Source organism: Clostridium aquiflavi (genome assembly GCF_031344075.1).
GTDB classification, from domain to species: domain Bacteria; phylum Bacillota; class Clostridia; order Clostridiales; family Clostridiaceae; genus Clostridium; species Clostridium aquiflavi.
This window is the reverse complement of sequence record NZ_JAVJAN010000004.1, coordinates 36,157-57,904: the sequence shown is the minus strand read 5'-3', so window position 1 is coordinate 57,904 and position 21,748 is coordinate 36,157. Positions and strand designations below refer to the sequence as shown.

At 26.7% G+C, this 21,748-nt stretch carries 18 protein-coding genes, 1 pseudogene, 1 riboswitch and 1 other annotated feature; of the genes and pseudogenes, 7 read left to right on the top strand and 12 right to left on the bottom strand.

The window, feature by feature from the left end; all coding sequences use genetic code 11:
- Positions 1 to 26: 26 nt before the first annotated feature.
- The 3 genes and pseudogenes from RGC78_RS02040 to RGC78_RS02030 form a co-directional block, all read right to left on the bottom strand.
- Positions 27 to 815: an electron transfer flavoprotein subunit beta/FixA family protein gene (locus tag RGC78_RS02040; protein WP_252215215.1), complete on the bottom strand. Its 789-nt coding sequence runs from the start codon at positions 813 to 815 to the stop codon at positions 27 to 29.
- A gap of 26 nt (positions 816 to 841) precedes the next feature.
- Positions 842 to 1,135 (bottom strand): annotated as a pseudogene (locus RGC78_RS02035) (L-lactate permease); the annotation flags it as partial.
- A gap of 406 nt (positions 1,136 to 1,541) precedes the next feature.
- Positions 1,542 to 2,240, bottom strand: coding sequence for a FadR/GntR family transcriptional regulator (locus RGC78_RS02030; RefSeq protein WP_252215213.1), 699 nt, complete (start codon positions 2,238 to 2,240; stop codon positions 1,542 to 1,544).
- Positions 2,241 to 2,614: 374 nt separating this feature from the next.
- Here RGC78_RS02030 and RGC78_RS02025 point away from each other — a divergent pair, with 374 nt between their 5' ends.
- Both RGC78_RS02025 and hydE read left to right on the top strand, forming a co-directional pair.
- Complete coding sequence (locus RGC78_RS02025) at positions 2,615 to 5,284, top strand: cation-translocating P-type ATPase (protein ID WP_252215210.1); 2,670 nt, start codon at positions 2,615 to 2,617, stop codon at positions 5,282 to 5,284.
- Positions 5,285 to 5,455: 171 nt separating this feature from the next.
- Entirely contained in the window at positions 5,456 to 6,502 is a 1,047-nt protein-coding gene (hydE, locus tag RGC78_RS02020) for a [FeFe] hydrogenase H-cluster radical SAM maturase HydE (protein WP_252215207.1), read from the top strand.
- Between the two features lie 139 nt (positions 6,503 to 6,641).
- Here the strand turns inward: hydE and RGC78_RS02015 are convergent, their stop codons facing one another.
- Complete coding sequence (locus RGC78_RS02015; RefSeq protein WP_252215205.1) at positions 6,642 to 7,490, bottom strand: YitT family protein; 849 nt, start codon at positions 7,488 to 7,490, stop codon at positions 6,642 to 6,644.
- A 67-nt stretch (positions 7,491 to 7,557) separates the two neighbouring features.
- Positions 7,558 to 8,283 carry a DUF3298 and DUF4163 domain-containing protein gene (locus RGC78_RS02010; protein ID WP_252215203.1) on the bottom strand — a complete coding sequence of 242 codons (726 nt, stop codon included), beginning with the start codon at positions 8,281 to 8,283 and terminating at the stop codon, positions 7,558 to 7,560.
- Between the two features lie 243 nt (positions 8,284 to 8,526).
- Here RGC78_RS02010 and RGC78_RS02005 point away from each other — a divergent pair, with 243 nt between their 5' ends.
- Positions 8,527 to 9,450 carry a polysaccharide deacetylase family protein gene (locus RGC78_RS02005; protein WP_252215200.1) on the top strand — a complete coding sequence of 308 codons (924 nt, stop codon included), beginning with the start codon at positions 8,527 to 8,529 and terminating at the stop codon, positions 9,448 to 9,450.
- A 175-nt stretch (positions 9,451 to 9,625) separates the two neighbouring features.
- Here the strand turns inward: RGC78_RS02005 and RGC78_RS02000 are convergent, their stop codons facing one another.
- A complete protein-coding gene (locus RGC78_RS02000; protein ID WP_252215198.1) occupies positions 9,626 to 10,657 on the bottom strand; it encodes an anti-sigma factor domain-containing protein in 1,032 nt (343 codons plus the stop codon).
- Positions 10,658 to 11,102: 445 nt separating this feature from the next.
- Here RGC78_RS02000 and ispF point away from each other — a divergent pair, with 445 nt between their 5' ends.
- Positions 11,103 to 11,576: a 2-C-methyl-D-erythritol 2,4-cyclodiphosphate synthase gene (gene ispF / locus RGC78_RS01995; RefSeq protein ID WP_252215195.1), complete on the top strand. Its 474-nt coding sequence runs from the start codon at positions 11,103 to 11,105 to the stop codon at positions 11,574 to 11,576.
- A 211-nt stretch (positions 11,577 to 11,787) separates the two neighbouring features.
- On the opposite strand, the gene RGC78_RS01990 is transcribed toward ispF, so the two are convergent.
- The 3 genes from RGC78_RS01990 to RGC78_RS01980 form a co-directional block, all read right to left on the bottom strand.
- Positions 11,788 to 12,384, bottom strand: coding sequence for a hypothetical protein (locus tag RGC78_RS01990; protein ID WP_252215350.1), 597 nt, complete (start codon positions 12,382 to 12,384; stop codon positions 11,788 to 11,790).
- A gap of 435 nt (positions 12,385 to 12,819) precedes the next feature.
- Positions 12,820 to 14,148, bottom strand: a complete 1,329-nt coding sequence (pgtP, locus tag RGC78_RS01985) for a phosphoglycerate transporter protein PgtP (protein ID WP_252215192.1) — start codon at positions 14,146 to 14,148, stop codon at positions 12,820 to 12,822.
- A 114-nt stretch (positions 14,149 to 14,262) separates the two neighbouring features.
- Positions 14,263 to 14,823, bottom strand: coding sequence for a glycerol-3-phosphate responsive antiterminator (locus tag RGC78_RS01980; protein WP_252215190.1), 561 nt, complete (start codon positions 14,821 to 14,823; stop codon positions 14,263 to 14,265).
- Between the two features lie 256 nt (positions 14,824 to 15,079).
- Between RGC78_RS01980 and RGC78_RS01975 the strand changes: the two genes are divergently transcribed.
- Together RGC78_RS01975 and thrS are read left to right on the top strand one after the other, a co-directional pair.
- Positions 15,080 to 15,493: an HNH endonuclease gene (locus RGC78_RS01975; RefSeq protein ID WP_252215187.1), complete on the top strand. Its 414-nt coding sequence runs from the start codon at positions 15,080 to 15,082 to the stop codon at positions 15,491 to 15,493.
- A gap of 71 nt (positions 15,494 to 15,564) precedes the next feature.
- Positions 15,565 to 15,816: a binding site (T-box leader), on the top strand.
- A 69-nt stretch (positions 15,817 to 15,885) separates the two neighbouring features.
- Complete coding sequence (gene thrS / locus RGC78_RS01970; RefSeq protein ID WP_252215184.1) at positions 15,886 to 17,817, top strand: threonine--tRNA ligase; 1,932 nt, start codon at positions 15,886 to 15,888, stop codon at positions 17,815 to 17,817.
- Between the two features lie 308 nt (positions 17,818 to 18,125).
- Here thrS and RGC78_RS01965 read toward each other — a convergent pair whose 3' ends face one another.
- Both RGC78_RS01965 and RGC78_RS01960 read right to left on the bottom strand, forming a co-directional pair.
- Positions 18,126 to 19,391, bottom strand: a complete 1,266-nt coding sequence (locus tag RGC78_RS01965; RefSeq protein WP_252224985.1) for an O-acetylhomoserine aminocarboxypropyltransferase/cysteine synthase family protein — start codon at positions 19,389 to 19,391, stop codon at positions 18,126 to 18,128.
- A gap of 131 nt (positions 19,392 to 19,522) precedes the next feature.
- Positions 19,523 to 19,635: riboswitch (SAM riboswitch) on the bottom strand.
- 86 nt (positions 19,636 to 19,721) lie between these two features.
- Positions 19,722 to 20,303, bottom strand: coding sequence for a 5-formyltetrahydrofolate cyclo-ligase (locus RGC78_RS01960; protein ID WP_252215177.1), 582 nt, complete (start codon positions 20,301 to 20,303; stop codon positions 19,722 to 19,724).
- A 249-nt stretch (positions 20,304 to 20,552) separates the two neighbouring features.
- On the opposite strand from RGC78_RS01960, the gene RGC78_RS01955 reads away from it, so the two are divergent.
- Positions 20,553 to 21,113 (top strand): beta-class carbonic anhydrase, encoded by a 561-nt coding sequence (locus RGC78_RS01955; protein ID WP_252215175.1) that lies wholly within the window; start codon positions 20,553 to 20,555, stop codon positions 21,111 to 21,113.
- Between the two features lie 96 nt (positions 21,114 to 21,209).
- Here RGC78_RS01955 and RGC78_RS01950 read toward each other — a convergent pair whose 3' ends face one another.
- Positions 21,210 to 21,614 carry a hypothetical protein gene (locus tag RGC78_RS01950; protein WP_252215174.1) on the bottom strand — a complete coding sequence of 135 codons (405 nt, stop codon included), beginning with the start codon at positions 21,612 to 21,614 and terminating at the stop codon, positions 21,210 to 21,212.
- Positions 21,615 to 21,748: the final 134 nt, after the last annotated feature.

Sequence of the window (21,748 nt, the reverse complement as noted above, 5' to 3'; positions counted from 1 at the left end):
TAAACTCACTAAAAACTAATTTATAATTAAATAAACTTAAACTCTTTTAATTTATGTTCCATTTTTTCAGATAACTCATTTGAATTGCCTGTCCACATTTCTCTATCATCATTAACTTCTGGTGGGAATATTCTTTCAACTTGAGTTGGTGAACCATTTAGTCCATATTTCTTTTCATTTCTATCTTCAAAATCATTTAAACTCATAATTGAAATTTCTTTGTCTTTAGTTGCAATTTTCTTTCTGTAAGATGGAAGTCTTGGTTCAAAAATTCCTTTATCTACAGTTATTAAGCAAGGATATGAAATTTCAACTACTTCTAAAGTTTCAGGCATATCCATTTCAACTATAATTGATTTTTCCTTAATCTCTATGATTCTCTCAACATTTGCTACATGAGGTATGTCTAAGTATTCTGCCATTTCTGGTCCTACTTGAGCTGTATCTCCATCAGTAGTTTGCTTTCCGCAAATTATTAACTCAAAATCTCCCATTTTTCTTACGCCTTGAGATATTGTATATGATGTAGCTAAAACATCAGCACCACCAAATTTTCTATCTGATAATAATGCTCCCTCATCAGCACCCATACTATACGCTTCTCTAATTACGCTAAGCGCTTGATTAGGTCCCATACTTAAAACTTTTACATTTCCACCTTCATTTTCTTTTATTCTTAATGCAGTTTCTAATGCATATAAATCATATGGATTCATTTTTGAATCTATACCATCTCTTTTTAATACTCCAGTAACTGGATCAACCTCTACTTTTGAAGTTCCTGGTACTTGTTTAATACAAACTAAAATATTCATGTAAATACCTCCTAAAAAACTATATTTTAAAATCCAAATAGTGGTCCACAGAAATATATTAATAATCCTGAAAACACAATATAGAATGAACAAACTTTTAATGTTGAATTTAATATTTTACCTTCACTACCAACAAGATTGGTAGCTGCTGTTGCAACTGCTATACTTTGTGGTGAAATCATTTTTCCTGCTGTTGCTCCCATTACATTTCCTCCTGCAATCCAATATGGATTTGCTCCAATGGAATTTGCAGCTTGTACTTGTAATTCTCCAAATAAAACATTTGCTGAAGTATCGCTTCCTGTTATTAAGAGAGCTATAGGGCATGCCTTATGGCCTGCAATCTTAAGCTTTCCTAATGAAATCATAAGCCAAATAATAGGAATACAAGCTAAAACAAATAAAATGTACACGGTTATCCCTCCATTTTGGTAACATATCATACCAATTTACGATTGGTACTACCACTTACAATTATTATTATATATTTAAAACTTTGCCATGTAAATAATTGTTATTAAATTAACAGAAAACATTTACATGGAATTTATAACAACGCTTACAACTTTTTATAGCTAGAGTTGTATTTTTTCTCCTCTTTAACATAATAAAATTTATAATTTTCTATAAAAAAAAGTTTCTATAAAAATAAAAATTTTGCTTTTATTTTTATAGAAACTTCTTGTTTGATATTTTATTAACAATACTTTACTTAAGAATAATTTACTATTCTTCGTATCCATATGCCTTCCATATTAAATCAAAATGTTCTAGCATTGCATTAAATACTTCTTTTTCATTTCTAAATTTTAATGCTCTCACTAAATTTTCATGTATTGATAATAATATTTCTCTACTATTACCAGTATGTAAAATTTGCATTCTAGATGATTTTATAAATTCATCCATAAGCTGAGATATTACTTCAAGTATATTAATGAGCAAAACATTTCTTGCTGCTTTTGCAAGAACATAATGAAATTTAATATCTAATTCTAAACTCTCCTCTTCTGTTCCTGCTTCATACATTCTATCTAATATAGCGCTTAAATGATCTAACTCATTATCTGTTATATTCTTTGATGCTAATCTTCCACACTCTAGCTCTAATGTTTTTCTTAAATCATACATTTCTTTAAGAGAACTTTCTTGAAGCATAAACATAACTGACAATGGTTCAAAAAGTGAATTGTCAAAATTAGTTTTTATATAATTTCCTGCGCCTTGCCTGCTCTCTATAAGTCCTATAACTTCTAAAGCCTTTATAGCTTCCCTTACTGAAGTACGGGAAACACAAAGAGATTCTGCCATCTCTCTTTCAGATGGAAGCTTATCACCTTTTTTGAGTTCACCACTTTTTATTTTAAATTTTATCTGTTCTATGACTTGATCGTATACTTTTGGTGTCTTAATAGGCGTGAACATAATAATTAATCTCCTCTTCAATAACATTGTTAATTATATTATAACTAAAATTTAATATTAATTACTAGTTATAGTAAAATTTAATTGACAAAATTTTAAAATTAGAATATATTAGTCTAAAGAAGATTAAATTTAATATTGAATTAAGAGGGAGTAGTTATAATATAACATCAACATGCTCGGTTATTTATTTACCTGGTGTTATGACCTTTGTGGTGACGAGACTTTTAATATGATTTCAGAATTCTGAAATTATATTAAAAGTCTTTTTTTGTTCATTGAGCATTTCAAATAAAATAATGAGCAAACTATATAATAATATTGCTTATTATTTTATATATATGATAACTAATATAAGAAGGAGATTGAATGATATGGAAAAATATTTTTGTAAAAGTTCTGAGGATACTTTAAAAGATTTTAATGTAACCTTAAACGGTCTTACCGAAGAACAAATTAAAGAACAGTTAAACAAATATGGAGAAAATGCATTAACCGAAAAAAAGAAAAAGAGTATTGTTTCTATATTCTTAGAACAATTTAAAGACCTGCTAGTTATTATTTTAATAGCTGCCGCTATTATATCAATAGCAACTGGTAATATTGAAAGTACTATCGTTATTTTAGTAGTTATAACTATAAACGCTATTTTAGGTACAGTTCAATATGTTAAAGCGGAGCAATCATTAAGCAGTTTAAAGGCACTCTCCTCTCCTACTGCTAAAGTTATTAGAAATTCCAATAAAATTGAAATTCCGTCTAAAGATGTAGTACCAGGTGATATATTAATATTAGAAGCTGGTGATTTAGTAGTCGCAGATGGAAGAATAATTGAAAGTTTTTCATTACAAGTTAATGAAAGCTCTCTAACTGGTGAATCAGAAAGTGTAGATAAAATTTCCGAAAAAATCGATAAAACTGAAGTAGCTTTAGGGGATCAAAAAAACATGGTATTTTCAAGCTCACTTGTAACTTACGGAAGAGGTACAGTACTTGTTACAAGTACTGGTATGAATACTGAATTAGGTAAAATAGCAACTTTGATGGAAGAAACTCAAGAAAAAAAGACTCCTCTTCAAGTATCTTTAGATGATTTTTCTAAAAAATTAGCTATTGGTGTAATTATTATTTGTGCAATAGTTCTTGCTTTAAATGTCTATAGAGGAAATACAATTTTAGATTCATTAATGTTTGCTGTAGCTCTTGCTGTTGCTGCTATTCCAGAAGCTCTTAGTTCAATAGTTACTATAGTTCTTTCTATAGGTACTCAAAAGATGTCTAAGGAACATGCAATCATTAAAAATCTTAGAGCTGTTGAAGGTTTAGGTTGTGTATCTGTAATTTGTTCAGATAAAACAGGTACTTTAACTCAAAATAAAATGACTGTTAAAAGTATCTTTGTAGATGATAAGTTAATAACTTCTGAAGAAATTAATTTAAATAATCCACTTGCCAAATTCTTAGTAGATAGCTCTATACTTTGCAATGATTCTACATCTGTTGATGGTAAAGAACTTGGTGATCCAACTGAAGTGGCTTTAATTAATTTAGGTCATAACTTTGATATAAATGAGATTGATTATAGAAAACAGCATCCTAGATTGAGTGAAATTCCTTTTGATTCTGATAGAAAATTAATGAGTACTCTTCATAATATAGATGATAAGTATTTAATGATTACAAAAGGTGCTATTGATGTATTGTTAAAGAGAACAACCTTAATAAAAACATCTGATGGTATAAGAAAAATTACTGAAAAAGATATTAATGACATAAATAAAATTAACCATCAATTATCTTCTAATGGATTAAGAGTTTTATCATTTGGTTATAAAAAATTAGATACTAAAAAAGATCTTGTATTAGATGATGAAAAAGATTTTATATTTGTTGGATTAATTTCAATGATAGATCCACCTAGAGAAGAATCAAAAGCAGCTGTTAGAGATTGTATTAAAGCATCAATTAAACCAGTAATGATTACAGGTGATCATAAGATTACGGCTTCTGCTATTGCTAAAGAAATAGGTATATTACAAGATACTGATATATCAGTTGATGGTATTGAATTAGATAAGATGTCTGATAAAGATTTATTAGATAAATTAGAACATATTTCTGTTTATGCTAGAGTATCTCCTGAACACAAAATTAGAATAGTTAAGGCATGGCAAAGTAAAGATAAGATAGTTGCTATGACTGGTGATGGTGTAAATGATGCTCCTGCCTTAAAACAAGCTGATATTGGTATTGCGATGGGTATAACAGGTACAGAAGTTTCAAAAGATGCTGCTTCTATGATATTAACTGATGATAACTTTGCAACAATAGTTAAATCTATAGGTAATGGTAGAAATATTTATGCTAACATAAAAAATTCAATTAGATTTTTACTTTCTGGAAACACTTCTGGAATATTAGCTGTATTATATGCATCATTAAGAGCTTTGCCAGTACCATTTGCTGCAGTTCATTTATTATTTATAAATTTACTTACTGATAGTTTACCTGCTATTGCAATAGGTATGGAAAAATCAACAAGAGATGTTTTAAATGAAAAACCTAGAGATAGTAAAGAATCTATATTAAATAAAAGTTTTGTAAAAAGTATACTTGTTGAAGGATTATTAATTGCAATTGCTACTGTTTCAGCTTACCATATTGGATTATCTAGTGGCCCTGTAGGAACTTCTAGTACAATGGCATTTGCCACTTTATGTTTAGGTAGATTGTTCCATGGTTTTAATTGTAGAGGGAGAAAATCTATATTTGCATTAGGTTTATTTGATAATAAATTTAGCTGGATGGCTTTTGGAATTGGCTTAGTACTACTAAATGCAGTATTATTAGTTCCTCCATTACAATCATTGTTTGAAGTTATACCATTAAGTGGATCAAATTTAGGATTTATATATTTATTTGCATTCCTTCCAACATTAATAATTCAAATATATAAAATGATTAGATATGATTCAGAAAAAGATGATTATATAAGTTCTGAAAATAAGGGTGGTAAAGTTAAAGAAAAAAAGCAAGTAGCTTAAAATAAAATTATAAATTTACTGTATTTTTAATATATGTTTATATATATCTAAAATATAGCTTAAAGTAAAAATACTAAGAGTTAAATGGCAAAGTCTTGTCCTTTAACTCTTATTTTTTATATAGTATACTAAGTTTAAAGTATTACGATAAATTAAACTTATGGAGGATAAATGAAAAATTTAATTGAAAAAGCAAGTGTTACACATGAATTAAGTAAAGATGAAATATTACAATTATTATCATCTGATGATATAAATGATGATTTATTTAAAGCTGCTGACAAAGTAAGAGAAAAATCTTTAGGTAATATTGTTCATTTAAGAGGACTCATAGAATTTACTAACATATGCAAAAGAAATTGCTTATATTGTGGATTAAGAAGAGATAATAAAAATATAAAAAGATATAGATTAAGTAAAGATGAAATTATAGATTTTGCAAAGAAAGCTGTATCTTATGGTTATAAAACTATAGTTCTTCAAGGCGGAGAAGATGACTTTTTTACTAAAGAAAAAATGGTGGAAATAATAAAAGAAATTAAAAGTTTAAATGTGGCATTAACATTAAGTTTAGGTGAAAAAACTTATGAAGAATATAAAGCTTTTAAAGAAGCTGGTGCTGATAGATATTTACTTCGTATTGAAACAACTGACAAAAAACTTTATGAAGAAATGGATCCTATGATGAGTTATGATGAAAGATTAAACTGTCTAGAAAATTTGGGTGATCTAGATTATGAAGTTGGAACAGGTGTATTAGTTGGATTACCAAATCAAACATTAGATTCTTTAGCAGATGACATTTTATTTTTCAAAAAATTAAATGCTGATATGATTGGTATTGGTCCTTTTATTCCTAATGAAGATACCCCACTAAAAAACTCTGAAGGTGGGAATTTAAATTTAGCTTTAAAAGTAATGGCTATAACTAGATTACTACTTCCTGATATAAATATTCCTGCTACTACTGCAATGGAATCATTACATAAAAATGGACGTATCTTAGCACTTCAAAGCGGTGCTAATGTAGTTATGCCAAATGTAACTGAAGGTGAATATAGAAAGCTATATGCATTATATCCTGGTAAGATTTGTACAGGAGATACACCATCTCATTGTAGAGGATGTATAACAGGAAAAATAACCTCAATTAACAGAGAGGTTTCTGATGGATATGGCTTTAGAGGAAATCAAAATAAAAATTCTCACACTAAATAATTGATTAACTTTATAAAGTTTTCTGTTTTAAGACAATGTTGATGTTTTAGTATAAAAGCAAAGTGGCATTGGAATTTACTTTTTAGAACTCTTAAAGTAAATTTCTCTGTCCATGAGTTTTATACTAAAATATCAATTTTTAATTATCTAATATATTTTTAAATCCTTGACCTAATACTTCTGTTATTTCATTTACTGTTATAAATGCCTTAGGATCATTCTTCATAATAAATTGCTTTAACTTAATAAATTGAGTTCTACTTAATATGGTTAAGATAACACAGTTTTGTTTTTTAGTATATCCACCTTTGCCATAAAAAACAGTACATCCTCTCTCAACATCTTTCATTATGTAATTTGCCACAAGCTCTTCTTTATCAGTAAAAATCATAACTTGTTTAGATAAGTTAAATCCATCTATAAATTTATCTATTAAAATACCAGTTAAATACACACTTAATAATCCAAACAATCCCAGTTCTACGCCAAATGTATAAATTGCTAATAATATTACTACCGAATCTGATATTAACAATCCCTTTCCAAAGTCCATATGACAATACTTACTTAATATTTTAGCTGTAATACTAGTACCTCCTGTAGTAGCATTTTTAGTATACATAATTGCTGTTCCCATAGCTACTAATGTACTTCCAAATATAGTTGCTAAAACTAAATTATTAGTTATTGCTATTGGCTTATGAAATTTTTCAACAGCTGATAATATGAAAGATAAACCAAATGCAGCATACATACTTTTTACTCCAAAACTACCACCAATAAATATAAAAGCTGCAATAAATAATACAATATTACATACAATCATTACTATTCCAGGTTCAATTCCTAAAACTTTATTTAAAACTAATGCTAATCCAGAAACTCCTCCAGATGCTATATTATTAGAATAGAAAAACATTTCAAGACCAATGGCAACTATTATAATTCCTATAGTTATTATAGTATATTCTTTTAATAACTTCTTCATTTTAATCTCCTTTAAATCGTTTATATCTAAAATAAATATTACCATGTAACTAACGTATATTAAAACCCTAACTATAAATAAAATTATCTCCAAACAATTCTATTGGAATTTTGAATTCTGGAATACCGTATACATATGGTGCTATCTCATATAATTGATAATATATAATAATATTATCTTTATCTAAATAGAAATCCTGATTTTCATTTATACCTTTAAATATTTTTCCTGAATCAAAATAATTATCAGGATTATTTCCTATTTGCTTTTCAATTTCTTTATTTATTATATTTGAATAATCATATCCTAATTTAAATAAATCATTTAGTTTTAAAATTTCTTCTTTATTTTTATCTATTGTATATGAAGTTCTAATAGTCATTCCATGTGCTCCACCTAAAAATTCATAATAATCATTATAAAAACTTAAAATATTATTATCATTTCTACTAACAAAATATTTAGATACTATTTGATAAGGAAAATTAGGAATAATATTATTATCCTTAAAATACTCTGCTGAAGTTTTTTCTGCTTCCATTATAGGATTCATAACATCACCATTTATCTTTGAATTTATATTATTAATTTTGTTTTTATCTTTTCCACCTTCTATTTGCAAAATTCTAACATCTTCTATTAAATAACTTAAATTTTTATTTATAGACTTTTCCACAATTTTTAGATTATTGTCGTTTTTTATTCTATTATTTATAAACATGTACTGTGGATAACTTTGTGATAACATTAAGGGAATCAAAAATACCGATACAATATTTGAAATTAAATGCATTATCTTATTTTTTCTCCTTCCATAAAAACATACCTTTTAAAAAATATTAACAAAATACACAGATAGTTTTTTTATATTAAATTGATTTTATAACAGGTTATCCACAGGCAATTGTGGATAATGTTGATAAGTTGTAATTTTTTTCTTTTTTGTTTTTTGTTATAAAAAAAATATTATGTTAAAATATGCTTATTGTGTTTATATTATAAATAAAGACTTAAAATAACTAGGAGGATACTATCATTGAAAAATTTAAATAATTTTTTTACAAAAAAAAATATCATTATATTGACTTGTGTTTTAATTTGTGTAATTATTTCATATTTTATGTATAATAACTTATTCTTAAAAGATACTGTTGATAAAAATTCAAATAATTCTACTACTACTGAGGCTATTGATGATAATAATCCAGAATTTAATGATACGGATAAAGAAATCTCTGATGTTGAAGATGAAAAGGAAATTAACACAAATAATGATTTAAAATTAACTAATGAGAATATTGGGGTTCCAGTTTTATACTATCATTCAGTTAAAAATTCTGAAAATAACGAGGTTATTATAGCTCCTCAAAAACTTAGAAATCAACTTAGATATATAAAAGATTCTGGATATACTACTCTAACTCTTAAAGAGTTAGAAGATTATCTATTAAACAATACTCCTATTCCAGAAAAAAGTATTGTAATCACTTTTGATGATGGATATATGGATAACTATACTAATGCATTTCCTATATTAAAAGATTTAGATATGAAAGCTACTATATTTTGTATTACTTTTGAGTTAGATGGAGAATATTATCTTTCAGAATCAGCTATAAAGAAAATGTCTGATTACGGAATAGATATTCAAAGCCATACTGCTGGACATCCTGATCTTACTAAAATGACATATGATGAACAATTAAAAGAATTTTTAGAATCTAAAGAAACATTAGAAGCAATTACTGAGAAGCCAGTCACTAGTATTGCTTATCCTTATGGAAATTATGATGATAACAGTGTAAAAGCTGCTAAAGATGCTGGTTTTAAATTAGGATTTACTACAGATTTGGGTCTTTCTGATAGGGATGACAATCCTCTATTGCTTAACAGAATTTATATAAGTTCTAATTATGATATGGATACATTCAAACAGTTATTAGAAAACACAAAAAAATAAGGCTCTGTTTTAGCAGAGTTTTGATATATGCATAAGCAAAGTTGGCGGAGTAATTGAACTTAGGAATGCCACTTTACCTATTGCATATATCAACACACATTTAAAACAGAGCTAAAAATAAAAGATTATTTTTAAAATATATCAATATACTGCTTAAACATATCTATCTTTTTATCTATTCATATAAACTCGTTGTTAATTTATGTTGATTTCCACCATTATTTATTAACACAGAAATTTGACTCTTGTTCTCACTTTTATTCTTTTCATTTATTTCATTTAAAAATTTACTAGTCTCTTTTAGTGCACCGTATTTTAAAGCTTCTCCATTTACAGTTATTAATATTTTATTATCAGTGGGTATCATTTCATTGTTAATTGCATAATCTAAAATCTCTTTTATAGACTCATCGATGTCCTTATGTAAAACATCAGTTGAAATTATAAGCTTATTTCCCTTTTCAGTTTCAGAATATGAATATATAACCTTGTCTAGGAAATTACATTCTAATTTTATAGCAGAGGTTGTATTTACTATTATTGTACTTTGAGAATTATAATAATGTGAATATAAAGACATTCCTATTATAATTATTAAAACTATTAATATACAAAAATATATTTTATAATTCCTAAAAGATTTTTTCTGTTGTCCACTAATTTCTTGTCCAATTTTAGTATTTTTATCACACTTTATTTTAATTATTTCACCACTTGATGTTAAAATATATGCACTACTATTTAAACTTTTTAATACTATTCCTCTAAAAAATTCTGTTTTCTTTACATTATTTAAATTTACCACATTATTTGATTTTTCTTCTATTTTTAAATATTCTTGAATAAGCTTATAATCTACATTGGAAAAAATAATATAATAAAATAAAATATATTCTTTCCATTTTCTTAAAAATTCATCACTAATATCAAGCTTTTTGCAAACATTTCGTATAGGTAAATCTTTTTTTCTTTCAACAGAATCTCTTAAATTATCATCTTCCAGTATATAATAAGAAATATTTAAAATTATATTACGCTGTTTTTCTTTAGGAGGATAATTAATTAAGTCCTTAAGTAAAATATTGTATAAAGACAATTTTTTTAAAAATAATTCTATTTGTTTGTTTCTATTTATATCTGTTTTTCCACCTATTAATAACATGTTTGGTGTTGATGAAAAGACATATTTAATTCTTAGCTTGTCCATTTTAATTTTCCCCCAAATTATAATATTTCATTTAATTAATATTATAAATATCAAAATTAACTAATGTTTCATATGATGTTATTATATCATAGAAATTTATTTTACTGCTATCCACATTCAACTCCAGCCTAAACAATTTTTTCTAATCTCCAATTATCATAATTCTAAAAATATGAATATAGTACTTAAAAAATTAATATATTTATGGAGATTAATATGAGAAAAAAAGTTATATATGTAGATTTTATAAAAAAGCGTAAAATAAATTTTCTTACTTTTATTTTCAATCGGCTAATTTCTTATATACATGTCAAATTCTCTTCAAAGTACCTTAATAATAATTATCTAATTGATAATAATACTAAAATTGATTACTATAGATTTAAATGATAAAATTAAAATATAATTATTAAAATTTATTTTAACTTGAAAGGAACTTTGTTATATGAGAGTGGGACTTGGATATGATGTTCATAAGCTAGTTGAAAATAGAAAATTAATTTTAGGTGGAGTTGAAATTCCTTATGAAAAAGGATTATTAGGTCATTCTGATGCTGATGTTTTATTACATGCAATAATGGATTCATTATTAGGAGCTTGTGCTTTAGGAGACATTGGTAGTCACTTTCCTGACACTGATAGTAAATTCAAAGGGATCTCTAGTATAAAACTTTTAGAAGAAGTAAATAAATTAATCATAAAAAATGGATATATTATAAATAATATTGATTCTGTTGTTATTGCTCAAAAACCTAAATTATTCCCTTATATAGAAAATATGAGAAAAAATATAGCTAATGCACTTAATATAGATATTAATCAAATTAATGTTAAAGCTACTACAGAAGAAGGTCTAGGATTTACAGGAAGTATGCTTGGAATATCATCACAAAGTATATCATCTGTTATTAAAAAATAATATTTTAAGGGTTACTAGAAATTATTTAAAAATCTTTTCTGGTAACCCTAATTAATTTTACTTTTTTTAATTCATATTTACTGCTTGTCTCAATTTTATATTTGGAGCAAGCTAAAATGAAATTATATTCTTTTTTAGTATTCCTAAATTGAATTACTCCATCCACTTTGCTTATGCATATATAAGCACTTTGATAAAACATTACCTTATTTTAAAATACTTCTGTCAACTTCTTTAATAATATTTTTCTAAATTTTTCTCCCTTTCCTTTATCTTTAGCTACATTATCACAAATATCTTTCCATTCTTCTAAAGATACACCTATCTTTTTTTCCAACTCTTTTTCTGTGTTAGTTATTAAACTAGATGATATTACAAAATCACCTAATTCTTTAGCATCTTTAAATATTTTTAAATATATAAATTGATTATTATCTACACTCCACTTAGCATTGAAATCTTTTATAAATTTTCTTACTTCTAAATCAAGTTTACTTATAGGCGCATCCCAAATACTATTCAATTTATCATAGTCATGCTTCATCTTATTCGCTATCTCTTTATTAATTTTTTTTAATTTCTCGCCTTCTTTAATAATAACTTCAACAGGTAAGGGTGGAATTTTAGTAACTAATTTTTCTTTTCCATATATCCATTTATAAAAAGCTTCTTGTAAAAATGAATGCTGAAAATACCCGAGTAAAGTTTTTGGATTAGGCATATATCCCCAAATACTGCTCACCCCTGCATTCTTATTAAAAATAATTGTATGAAAATAAAGACTTTTTTCTGTCGGAAGTTCTTCCATAAACATATGTCCTCTAATTGTTTTATTTTTGCTAGTTATATCGTCCCAATATCTAAATGAATTATATTTTTCTTTCAATTTAACCACCATTCTTTCATTTATTTAAACCATTTTATTTTATATTTCATCTATATACCTATATTATATAGTATATAATACTGTCTTAACAAATTATTTATACCATATTTTTTTGTGTTTTTATCATTAATATAGATTTTTTAAATTATATTACTATTATTGTTATTTATTTCTATAAATATTCTATTAGTTTTTATATGATTATAGTCATTAAATTAAAGAAAAATAAAAAAGTGTACTTTCAAACTTTTAGTCTGAAAGTACACTTTTTCATTAATATAATAATTTATAAAATTGGGGATTGGTAAATTGTTTTTTAATTTTTATTTATTTATTTAATTTATTTATTTAGCTTTTTTAGTTAGCTTTTTTCGCTGCAATATTATGAGAATTCCATGTGAATGATAAGAAGAATATTGCTAAAACACATGAAATCATTAATAATATGAATCCACCGTCCCAGCTAAACTTATCAACAACAGCACCCATTGCAACTTCTGCTGCAACTTGTCCACCCATGTATCCAAATAGTCCAGTGAAACCAGCAGCTGTTCCTGCAGCTTTCTTAGGTACAAGGTCTAATGCACTAACACCTATAAGCATAACAGGTCCGTAGATTAAAGCACCGATTGATGCTAAAGCACAATTAATTGCCATTGGGCTTGTACTCTTCCAATAAACATATGTTGCAACTGCAACACCAACCATACAAATTATTCCTATCGGAGCACGTCTTCCATGGAATATGTGGTCACTAATCCATCCAACTATGATAGTTCCTGGAATAGCTGCATATTCAAATAAAGCAAATGCTACTGAAGAATCTTTTGGGTTAAAATGTCTTACTTCTTGTAAGTATGTTGGAACCCAGTTTATAACACCATATCTAACCATGTAAACAAATACATTGGCTATAGCAATACACCATAATAATTTGTTATTAAATACATATTTAAATAATATTTCTTTTGCAGTAAGTTCTGCTTCTGCATCTTCAACTTGTTCTGCAACTTCTGGATAATCATCCATATATTCTTCTATTGGTGGTAAACCAACTGATTGAGGAGTATCCTTTGCAAAGATCATATAAACGATACCACCAACGATAGCAATTATTGCTGGTAAATAGAATGAACCTTTCCAACTTCCAAATATAGATACACCAAGTAATACCACTGTAGCGATAAATCCGCCACCTACATTATGTGCTGTATTCCATATTGACATTTTAACTCCACGTTCACTATCTGAGAACCAATGTGTCATTATTCTACCACATGGAGGCCATCCCATACCTTGGAACCATCCATTAAGTAACATTAATATAAACATCATACCTATATTAGTTGCATTAGGTAAGAATAAGTTTGTTGCACCTGATAATATAAGACCTATTGCTAGGAAAAATCTTGGATTTGACCTATCGGACATATTACCCATTACGAACTTACTTACACCATAAGCTAATCCTAAAGCTGAGGCAACAAAACCTACTTGAGTTTTTGTAAATCCTTGGTCTATAAGATATACCTTAGCTAATGAGAAATTACTTCTTACAAAGTAATAAATAAGATATCCCATGTATATACTTAGAAATACTTGTATACGATATCTCTTGTAGCTTGATGGTATCTTTTCTGCTGGCATTCTCTCAATATGAGGTGCCGGTTTTAAAAAGTTAAACATAAAAATCCCTCCACAAAATTAATCTTTTAGTCTGTAAAACTTTATTTGTTTTATACTATAAATAATTCCTGTAATAAATTAAAAGAAATATTTAAAATATGCTTAAATTAATAACTAAACACTCCAAAGTTCTTGCTTAGTTGTAGATATACATGTTGCACCAGATTGTAATGCTGAAATAATTTCTTGTTTATTCTCAATTAATCCACCTGTAATTATTGGTTTTAATGTATTTTTAGACATATTTTCTATAACCTTAGGTAAAATTCCAGGTAATATTTCTATTGCATCGGCTCCTGATACTAAATGATTCTTAGAATTGGTAAATGACAATGTATCAAATATAAAAAATCTTTGAATTGCTAGTAACCCATAATTTTTAGCAATTTTAAGGATGTGTGGTTTTGTGCTTATAATTCCTTTGAAACTAGTATTTTCTTTTAAATAACTAATTACTACTTCTTTAGTTGAAACAAAACCATCAACTAAATCTAAATGAATTATTCCTATCTTCCCTTTTTCCTCTATTAAATCGCCTATCTCTTTTATATTCATAATACTGCCAAATAACACAAATATAATCTGTACTGAAGATTCTAGCGCTAATGCTAATTCATCCTCATTTTTTACAGATGCTATAATAGGGTTCTGTTCTAATAACTCTACTGTACTCATTAAGCTTCCCCCTCTTTGAAACGTTTACTATGTTTATATAATAACAATTAATCTTTTCAAAACTTAATCTTAATTGTTTCAAAAATGTAACACTTGTGATTTTTTTTAAATACTATTTATTATAGGTAAATATGTATATATTTAGGATTTATATCATAAAAGCTTCTAATACTTACCTATAATAGAAGCTAAGTAAATTGATATTTTATTCTGATTATTTTATAATATATATACAAGCTTTTAAGGAGGAATGCAGTTGTATTTGTGTGAAATATGCCAAAAACAGGCTGATATTCATCATATTGTTCACAGAAGTGAAGGTGGATTGGATATAAAATTAAATTACAAGTATTTGTGTCCATATCATCATAGAGGTAAACCAGGTCCTCATCATTGTGAAGAAACCGATATTTTGTACAAGTTAGAACTTCAAAATAATTTATTTTATCTACTTCAAAATGATTATTATAAATTTAAAGAATTAATGTTAATACTTGAAGTATCTAAAAATCAACTAAAAAGAATCGTTAAAGATTTAAAAGTATATAAAGAAGGATTTAAAAAATTAGATATAATAGTTAAAATTATGGGTGGAAAACTATATGCTGAAGAAATGATTGAAAATTTAACTCTAAATAAATTAATCGACAATATAGATAAAGAACCTTAATTTTATAACAAATATTTTTCTTATTTTATTGACATAAAAAAATGCAATGATTATAATAAAAAATAATATATGATAATACGTTGATGAGGACAGTAAACTAAAACCTTATTTTCAGAGAGAGAATATGTTGGTGGAATTATTCTTAAATATCTTTAGTTGAAAACCACCTCTGAGTGACCTTAATACAGTCCGTTTATTGCCACGTTACGGTAATTTCAAGTGATCTAGTACTCTACTTTTTAAATTAAAATAAGTATATTTTTAATTTAAATAGATGTATTAGATAATTAGAGTGGAACCACGGATATTACTTCGTCTCTATATATTTAGAGACGGAGTTTTTTTATTTTGTACTAAATTTTATTTTACAGTTTTGAAAGGAGTTTTTTATAATGATAAAAGTAACTTTAAAAGATGGTTCAGTTAAGGAATTTGAAGCTGGATTATCTATATACGAAATAGCGAAATCAATTAGTGAAGGTTTAGCTAGAAACGCTTGTTGTGGTGTTGTTAATAATAAAATTTGTGACCTTAGAAAAGAAATTAATGAAGATATTTCTTTAAGCATATGCACTTTTGATTCTCAAGAGGGTAAAGATGCTGTAAGACATAGTATATCTCATGTTTTAGCTTATGCTGTTAAAAGATTATTTCCTGAAACAAAATTAGCTATAGGACCTTCTATTGCTACTGGTTTCTACTACGATTTTGATAAGGATGTTGCATTTTCAGCTCAAGATTTAGAAAAACTTGAAGCAGAAATGAAAAAAATAATCAAAGAAAATCCTTCAATTGAAAAATTTGAACTTCCAAGAAATGAAGCTTTAGAATTAATGAAGGATGAACCATATAAAGTAGAATTAATCAACGATTTAGGTGAAGATGAAATAATCTCATTCTATAAAATTGGTGAATTTACTGATTTATGTGCTGGACCTCACGTTATGTCTTTAAAACCAATTAAAGCAATTAAACTTATTAGAAGTGCTGGTGCTTATTGGAAAGGTGACGAAAAAAATAAAATGCTTACTAGAATATACGGTACTGCTTTCTTAAAGAAATCAGAACTTGACGAATATTTAGAAGCTGTTGAAGAAGCTAAAAAGAGAGATCATAATAAATTAGGTAGAGAACTTAAATTATTTACTACTGATGAAAATGTAGGTCAAGGTCTTCCTTTATTAATGCCAAAAGGAGCTAAGATTGTTCAAACTCTTCAAAGATGGGTTGAGGATGAAGAAGAAAAAAGAGGTTATGTATTAACTAAAACTCCACTTATGGCTAAGAGCGACCTTTATAAAATCTCTGGTCACTGGGATCACTATAAAGATGGAATGTTTGTATTAGGAGATGAAGAAAAGGATGAAGAAGTGTTTGCTTTAAGACCTATGACTTGTCCGTTCCAATATACTATATATAATGCAGAACAACACAGTTATAGAGATCTTCCTATAAGATACGGTGAAACTTCTACTCTATTTAGAAATGAATCTTCAGGAGAAATGCATGGACTTATAAGAGTTAGACAATTCACTTTAGCTGATGGTCACTTAATTGTAACTCCAGAACAATTAGAAGAAGAATTTAAAGGTGTACTTGAATTAATTCAATATCTAATGAAAACTTTAGGAATTGACGAAGATATAAGCTATAGATTCTCTAAATGGGATCCAAATAATACTGAAAAATATATAAATGATCCTGAAGCTTGGAATAAAACTCAAGATACAATGAGAACTATCTTAGATCATTTAAAAATTAATTATGTTGAAGCTGATGATGAAGCTGCATTCTATGGTCCAAAACTTGACTTACAATGTAGAAATGTTCATGGTAAAGAAGATACATTATTCACAGTTCAAATCGACTTTGCTTTAGCTGAAAGATTTGATATGAGCTATATTGATAAAAATGGAGAAAAGAAACGTCCATATATAATTCATAGATCATCAATTGGATGTTATGAAAGAACTTTAGCAATGCTTATAGAAAAATATGCTGGTGCATTCCCTACTTGGCTTTCTCCAGTTCAAGTAAAAGTGTTACCAATATCAGATAAATACAATGATTATGCTGAATCAGTAGTTAAATCATTAAGAAATAAAGGTGTTAGAATTGAAGCTGATTATAGAGCTGAAAAAATCGGTTATAAAATCAGAGAAGCTAGACTTGAAAGAACTCCTTATATCTTAGTTGTTGGAGAAAAAGAAGCTGCTAACAACGAAGTTTCTGTAAGAAGCAGAAAGAATGATGATGAAGGTGCTATAAAATTAGATGCCTTTACTGAAAGACTATTAAATGAAATAGCTACAAAAGAAAGATAATTTCTTTTGATTCACTGAAAATGCGATATATGCATAAGTAAATTGGACTGAGTAATTAGACTTAAGAACACTAAAATGAGTATAGTCCCATTTTAGCTTGCTCTCAATATAAAATTGCCACAAGCAGTAAATGTGACAATACTCATTAAGAGTTCTAAAAGTCAAATTACAATGCCACTTTACCTATTGCATATATCGCATTTTATTTAAATCACAAAATAAATTAAAATAGGAAACATTTATATAGATAATTTGTTTCCTATTTTTTATTTATGCATATATCAACATTTTCTTAAAGAAAATGTTGATTAAACTTGATCTAATGCTTGTTTAACATCTTCTAATATATCATCTATGTTTTCTAGTCCAACTGATAATCTAACAAGTCCTGGTGTTATTCCAGCTGCTACAAGTTGATCATCTGTAAGTTGACGATGTGTTGAACTTGCTGGATGAAGTACGCATGTACGAATATCTGCTACATGAACTACATTTTCTGCAAGTTTTAAATTATCCATAAATCTGATAGCATTTTCTCTACTTCCTTTTATTGAAAATGATACTACTCCACTGCAACCATTCGGTAAGTATTTTCTTGCTAAATCTTCATACTTATTTCCTTTTACTGTTGGGTAATTTACAAATTCAACTTTTTCGTTATTACTTAAAAACTCTGCAACTTTTTCAGCATTTCTACAATGTTTTTCTATTCTAACTGAAAGTGTTTCAAGACCTAAATTCAGAAGAAATGCAGCATTAGCTGGTATATATGCTCCTAAATCTCTCATAAGTTGTACTCTAGCTTTTGTTATATATGCTGATTTTCCAAAATCTTTTGAATAAATTACACCATGATATGATTCATCTGGCTCTGTAAATTCTGAGAATTTACCATTTGTCCAATCGAAATTACCACTATCTATAATAACTCCTCCAACTTGAACTGCATGGCCATCCATATATTTAGTAGTAGAATGAATAACTATATCTGCTCCAAATTCTATCGGTCTGCAAAGTATAGGTGTTGCAAAAGTATTATCTATTATAAGAGGTACATTATTCTTATGTGCTATTTTAGCAAACTTTTCTATATCAAATACAGCTATAGCTGGATTTGCAATAGTTTCTCCAAAAACAACTTTAGTATTTTCTCTAAATTCTTTTTGTATTTCTTCCTCTGAAGCATCAGGATCAACAAATGTACAATCTATTCCAAATCTTTTAAGTGTTACTGCAAACAAATTAATTGTTCCCCCATAAATTGTTGCAGCACTAATGATATGATCCCCAGCTTTTAAAATGTTTAATATACTTATTAAAGATGCTGCTTGACCTGAACTAGTACAAAGAGCTCCTATTCCACCTTCTAATGAAGCTATTTTATCTTCTACAGCTCCAACTGTTGGATTTGATATACGTGAATACATATGACCTTCAGCTGTTAAATCAAATAATTTTCCTATTGCTTCTGTACTATCATATCTATATGTAGTACTTTGATAAATCGGTAATGCTACTGGTTCTCCATTCTTTGGTTTATATCCTTCATGTAGACATTTTGTTTCAATTTTCATATTTTATTACCCCCTAAAATTTATTGCTTATTTATTAAAACATATTTTAATACATTAAAAAAAACTATTTCTCCTGTTTAAAGATAGAGAAATAGTTAATAAAAACAAATTTATATATAACTTCTATGCATCTCTTATCTTTCAGGAAATTTCCTGCAGGATTTAGCACAATTCTAACTTTCGCATTAAAGTTAGCTGTTGCTAGGCTTCATAGGGCCAGTCCCTCCACCATTCTTAATAACAGATTTATTTTTAATATGTTTATATTATATATCATTTTTTAACATTTGCAACCATAATTTAAAAATATTTTATTATATTGTTATTATTTTAAATATTACATACAATTTCTTTATTCTCTGTAATAATAGAATTAACCCTTGTATCATGGCTGTCCATTGGAACATTATCTAATATTTGAAAATCATATGCTAAAGAAATCTTCTGTATATTTTTTGAGCATTTACTCATATATCTATCATAAAATCCTCCGCCATATCCCATTCTGCCCCCATTATTATCAAAAGCTACACCTGGCATAATTATCAAATCAATTTCTTCTAATTCAACTGCTAATCCACTTTCAGTAGGTTGTAAAATTCCATGTTTGTCTTTTATAAGATTTTCTAATGATGATATTTTAACAGCCTCCATCAATTTTGTATTATAGTTTGTTCTAGGAACATAAATATTTTTTCCATCTTCTAATGCTTTTCTTATTATAGTTTTAGTGTCAATTTCAGAATCATAAGAAATATACACAAAAATATTTCTACACTGTGAATAAAACTTACTTTTTAAAAATTTATTGTGAATTATATTATCAAAATTTCTTTTCTTATTAATATCCATTTCTTTTCTTATTTTTAGTATTTTTTTTCTTAATTCTTTCTTTTCCTCTGAGATATTCATTACTATTTCGCCCCTTACAACATTTTTAATTATTATGAATAAAACTTCCCCATAATATTAATACTATATTTTATTATGAACAAGTATAGCTAAAATTTAATTTATAAACAACTTAAACTTTAACTATTTTTATAAAATTAATAGTTTATGTTAATTTTTAATATAAATCATTTATTAAAATAGTATTTAATAAATAAAACTTTAATTGTATAATCTATTTAATATAAAATAATAAAGGTGGGGCAACAAATGAGTAAATTAGAAGAAATAATGAAATATAATAACGACTTTGTAGAAAGTAAAAAATTTGAAGAGTTTATTACAACCAAAACTCCTAAAAAGAAAATGGTTATATTATCATGTATGGACACTAGATTAACAGAATTATTACCTAAGGCTATGAATATAAAGAATGGAGATGCAAAAATAATAAAAGACGCTGGTGCAACTGTAATTCATCCATTTGGTAGCGTAATAAGAAGTATATTAGTTGCAATATATGAATTTGGAGCTGAAGATATATTTGTAGTAGGGCATCACGGTTGCGGTATGAGTAATTTAAATACCAAAACTCTTATAAGTAAGATGGTTGATAGAGGAATAAGTAATGATACTTTATCTATTCTAAATAATTCTGGAATAAATATTGAATCATGGCTTCATGGATTTGAATCTGTTGAAAATTCTATAAAAGAAAGCGTAAAAATGATAAAAAATCATCCTTTAATTCCTAAGAACATAAGAGTTCATGGATTAATTATCAGCCCAGATACAGGAAAGATCGATATTATTGTAAATGGCGATATTTAAATAAATATATTCTTATTTTAATTTTAATACTACAAAATTAGAAATATCTATATAAAAAGTTATTTCTAATTTTTTATTTTTATATTAAACCACTAGTTATTCAAAATAAACTTTAGGTTTATTAAAAATAATTTCCTTTTCTATATTGCAATTATCCTTATCAATAGTTACTTTATAAATTTCAGGACATCCCTCTTCTCTCCATCTTTTCATATAGTTAGGAGTAGCTTGTGTTTCATTATAATAATTTTGATCATACATATCCGAAAATTCTAAATAACATAACAAACTATCTTTATCTAACAATATATCTTTTTTATTTATATTTTTTACTATTGGAATAAAAAATCTTAAAGGTACTTGATAATCAAAGTTTCCTTTTATTTTTTTACCCTCTATAATAGCTCTTTTAAAAAATAATTTATTTTCTTCACCATCTGTAAATTTAATTTTAAAAATAATTTGTCTTTTCTTATTCTTTTCTAACTTTACTATAACCACTTAATCACCATCTATCTATAATGTATAAAACTTAATTATTTGGCTATATTTTAAAACAGTGTTGATATTGTAGTATAAAACTCATGGACAGATGAATTTACTTAAAACATAGCCTTAATTTAAGAAAAATATTA

Excerpts from the sequence above, each read along its gene's own strand:
- RGC78_RS02030 (WP_252215213.1), bottom strand. The coding sequence starts at position 2,240 with ATGTTCACGCCTATTAAGACACCAAAAGTATACGATCAAGTCATAGAA.
- thrS (WP_252215184.1), top strand. The coding sequence starts at position 15,886 with ATGATAAAAGTAACTTTAAAAGATGGTTCAGTTAAGGAATTTGAAGCT.
- RGC78_RS02025 (WP_252215210.1), top strand. The coding sequence starts at position 2,615 with ATGGAAAAATATTTTTGTAAAAGTTCTGAGGATACTTTAAAAGATTTT.
- RGC78_RS01955 (WP_252215175.1), top strand. The coding sequence starts at position 20,553 with ATGAGTAAATTAGAAGAAATAATGAAATATAATAACGACTTTGTAGAA.
- RGC78_RS01980 (WP_252215190.1), bottom strand. The coding sequence starts at position 14,823 with ATGAGTACAGTAGAGTTATTAGAACAGAACCCTATTATAGCATCTGTA.
- RGC78_RS02000 (WP_252215198.1), bottom strand. The coding sequence starts at position 10,657 with ATGGACAAGCTAAGAATTAAATATGTCTTTTCATCAACACCAAACATG.
- RGC78_RS02015 (WP_252215205.1), bottom strand. The coding sequence starts at position 7,490 with ATGAAGAAGTTATTAAAAGAATATACTATAATAACTATAGGAATTATA.
- RGC78_RS01965 (WP_252224985.1), bottom strand. The coding sequence starts at position 19,391 with ATGAAAATTGAAACAAAATGTCTACATGAAGGATATAAACCAAAGAAT.
- pgtP (WP_252215192.1), bottom strand. The coding sequence starts at position 14,148 with ATGTTTAACTTTTTAAAACCGGCACCTCATATTGAGAGAATGCCAGCA.
- RGC78_RS02010 (WP_252215203.1), bottom strand. The coding sequence starts at position 8,283 with ATGCATTTAATTTCAAATATTGTATCGGTATTTTTGATTCCCTTAATG.
- RGC78_RS01990 (WP_252215350.1), bottom strand. The coding sequence starts at position 12,384 with ATGGAAGAACTTCCGACAGAAAAAAGTCTTTATTTTCATACAATTATT.
- hydE (WP_252215207.1), top strand. The coding sequence starts at position 5,456 with ATGAAAAATTTAATTGAAAAAGCAAGTGTTACACATGAATTAAGTAAA.
- RGC78_RS02040 (WP_252215215.1), bottom strand. The coding sequence starts at position 815 with ATGAATATTTTAGTTTGTATTAAACAAGTACCAGGAACTTCAAAAGTA.
- ispF (WP_252215195.1), top strand. The coding sequence starts at position 11,103 with ATGAGAGTGGGACTTGGATATGATGTTCATAAGCTAGTTGAAAATAGA.
- RGC78_RS01960 (WP_252215177.1), bottom strand. The coding sequence starts at position 20,303 with ATGAATATCTCAGAGGAAAAGAAAGAATTAAGAAAAAAAATACTAAAA.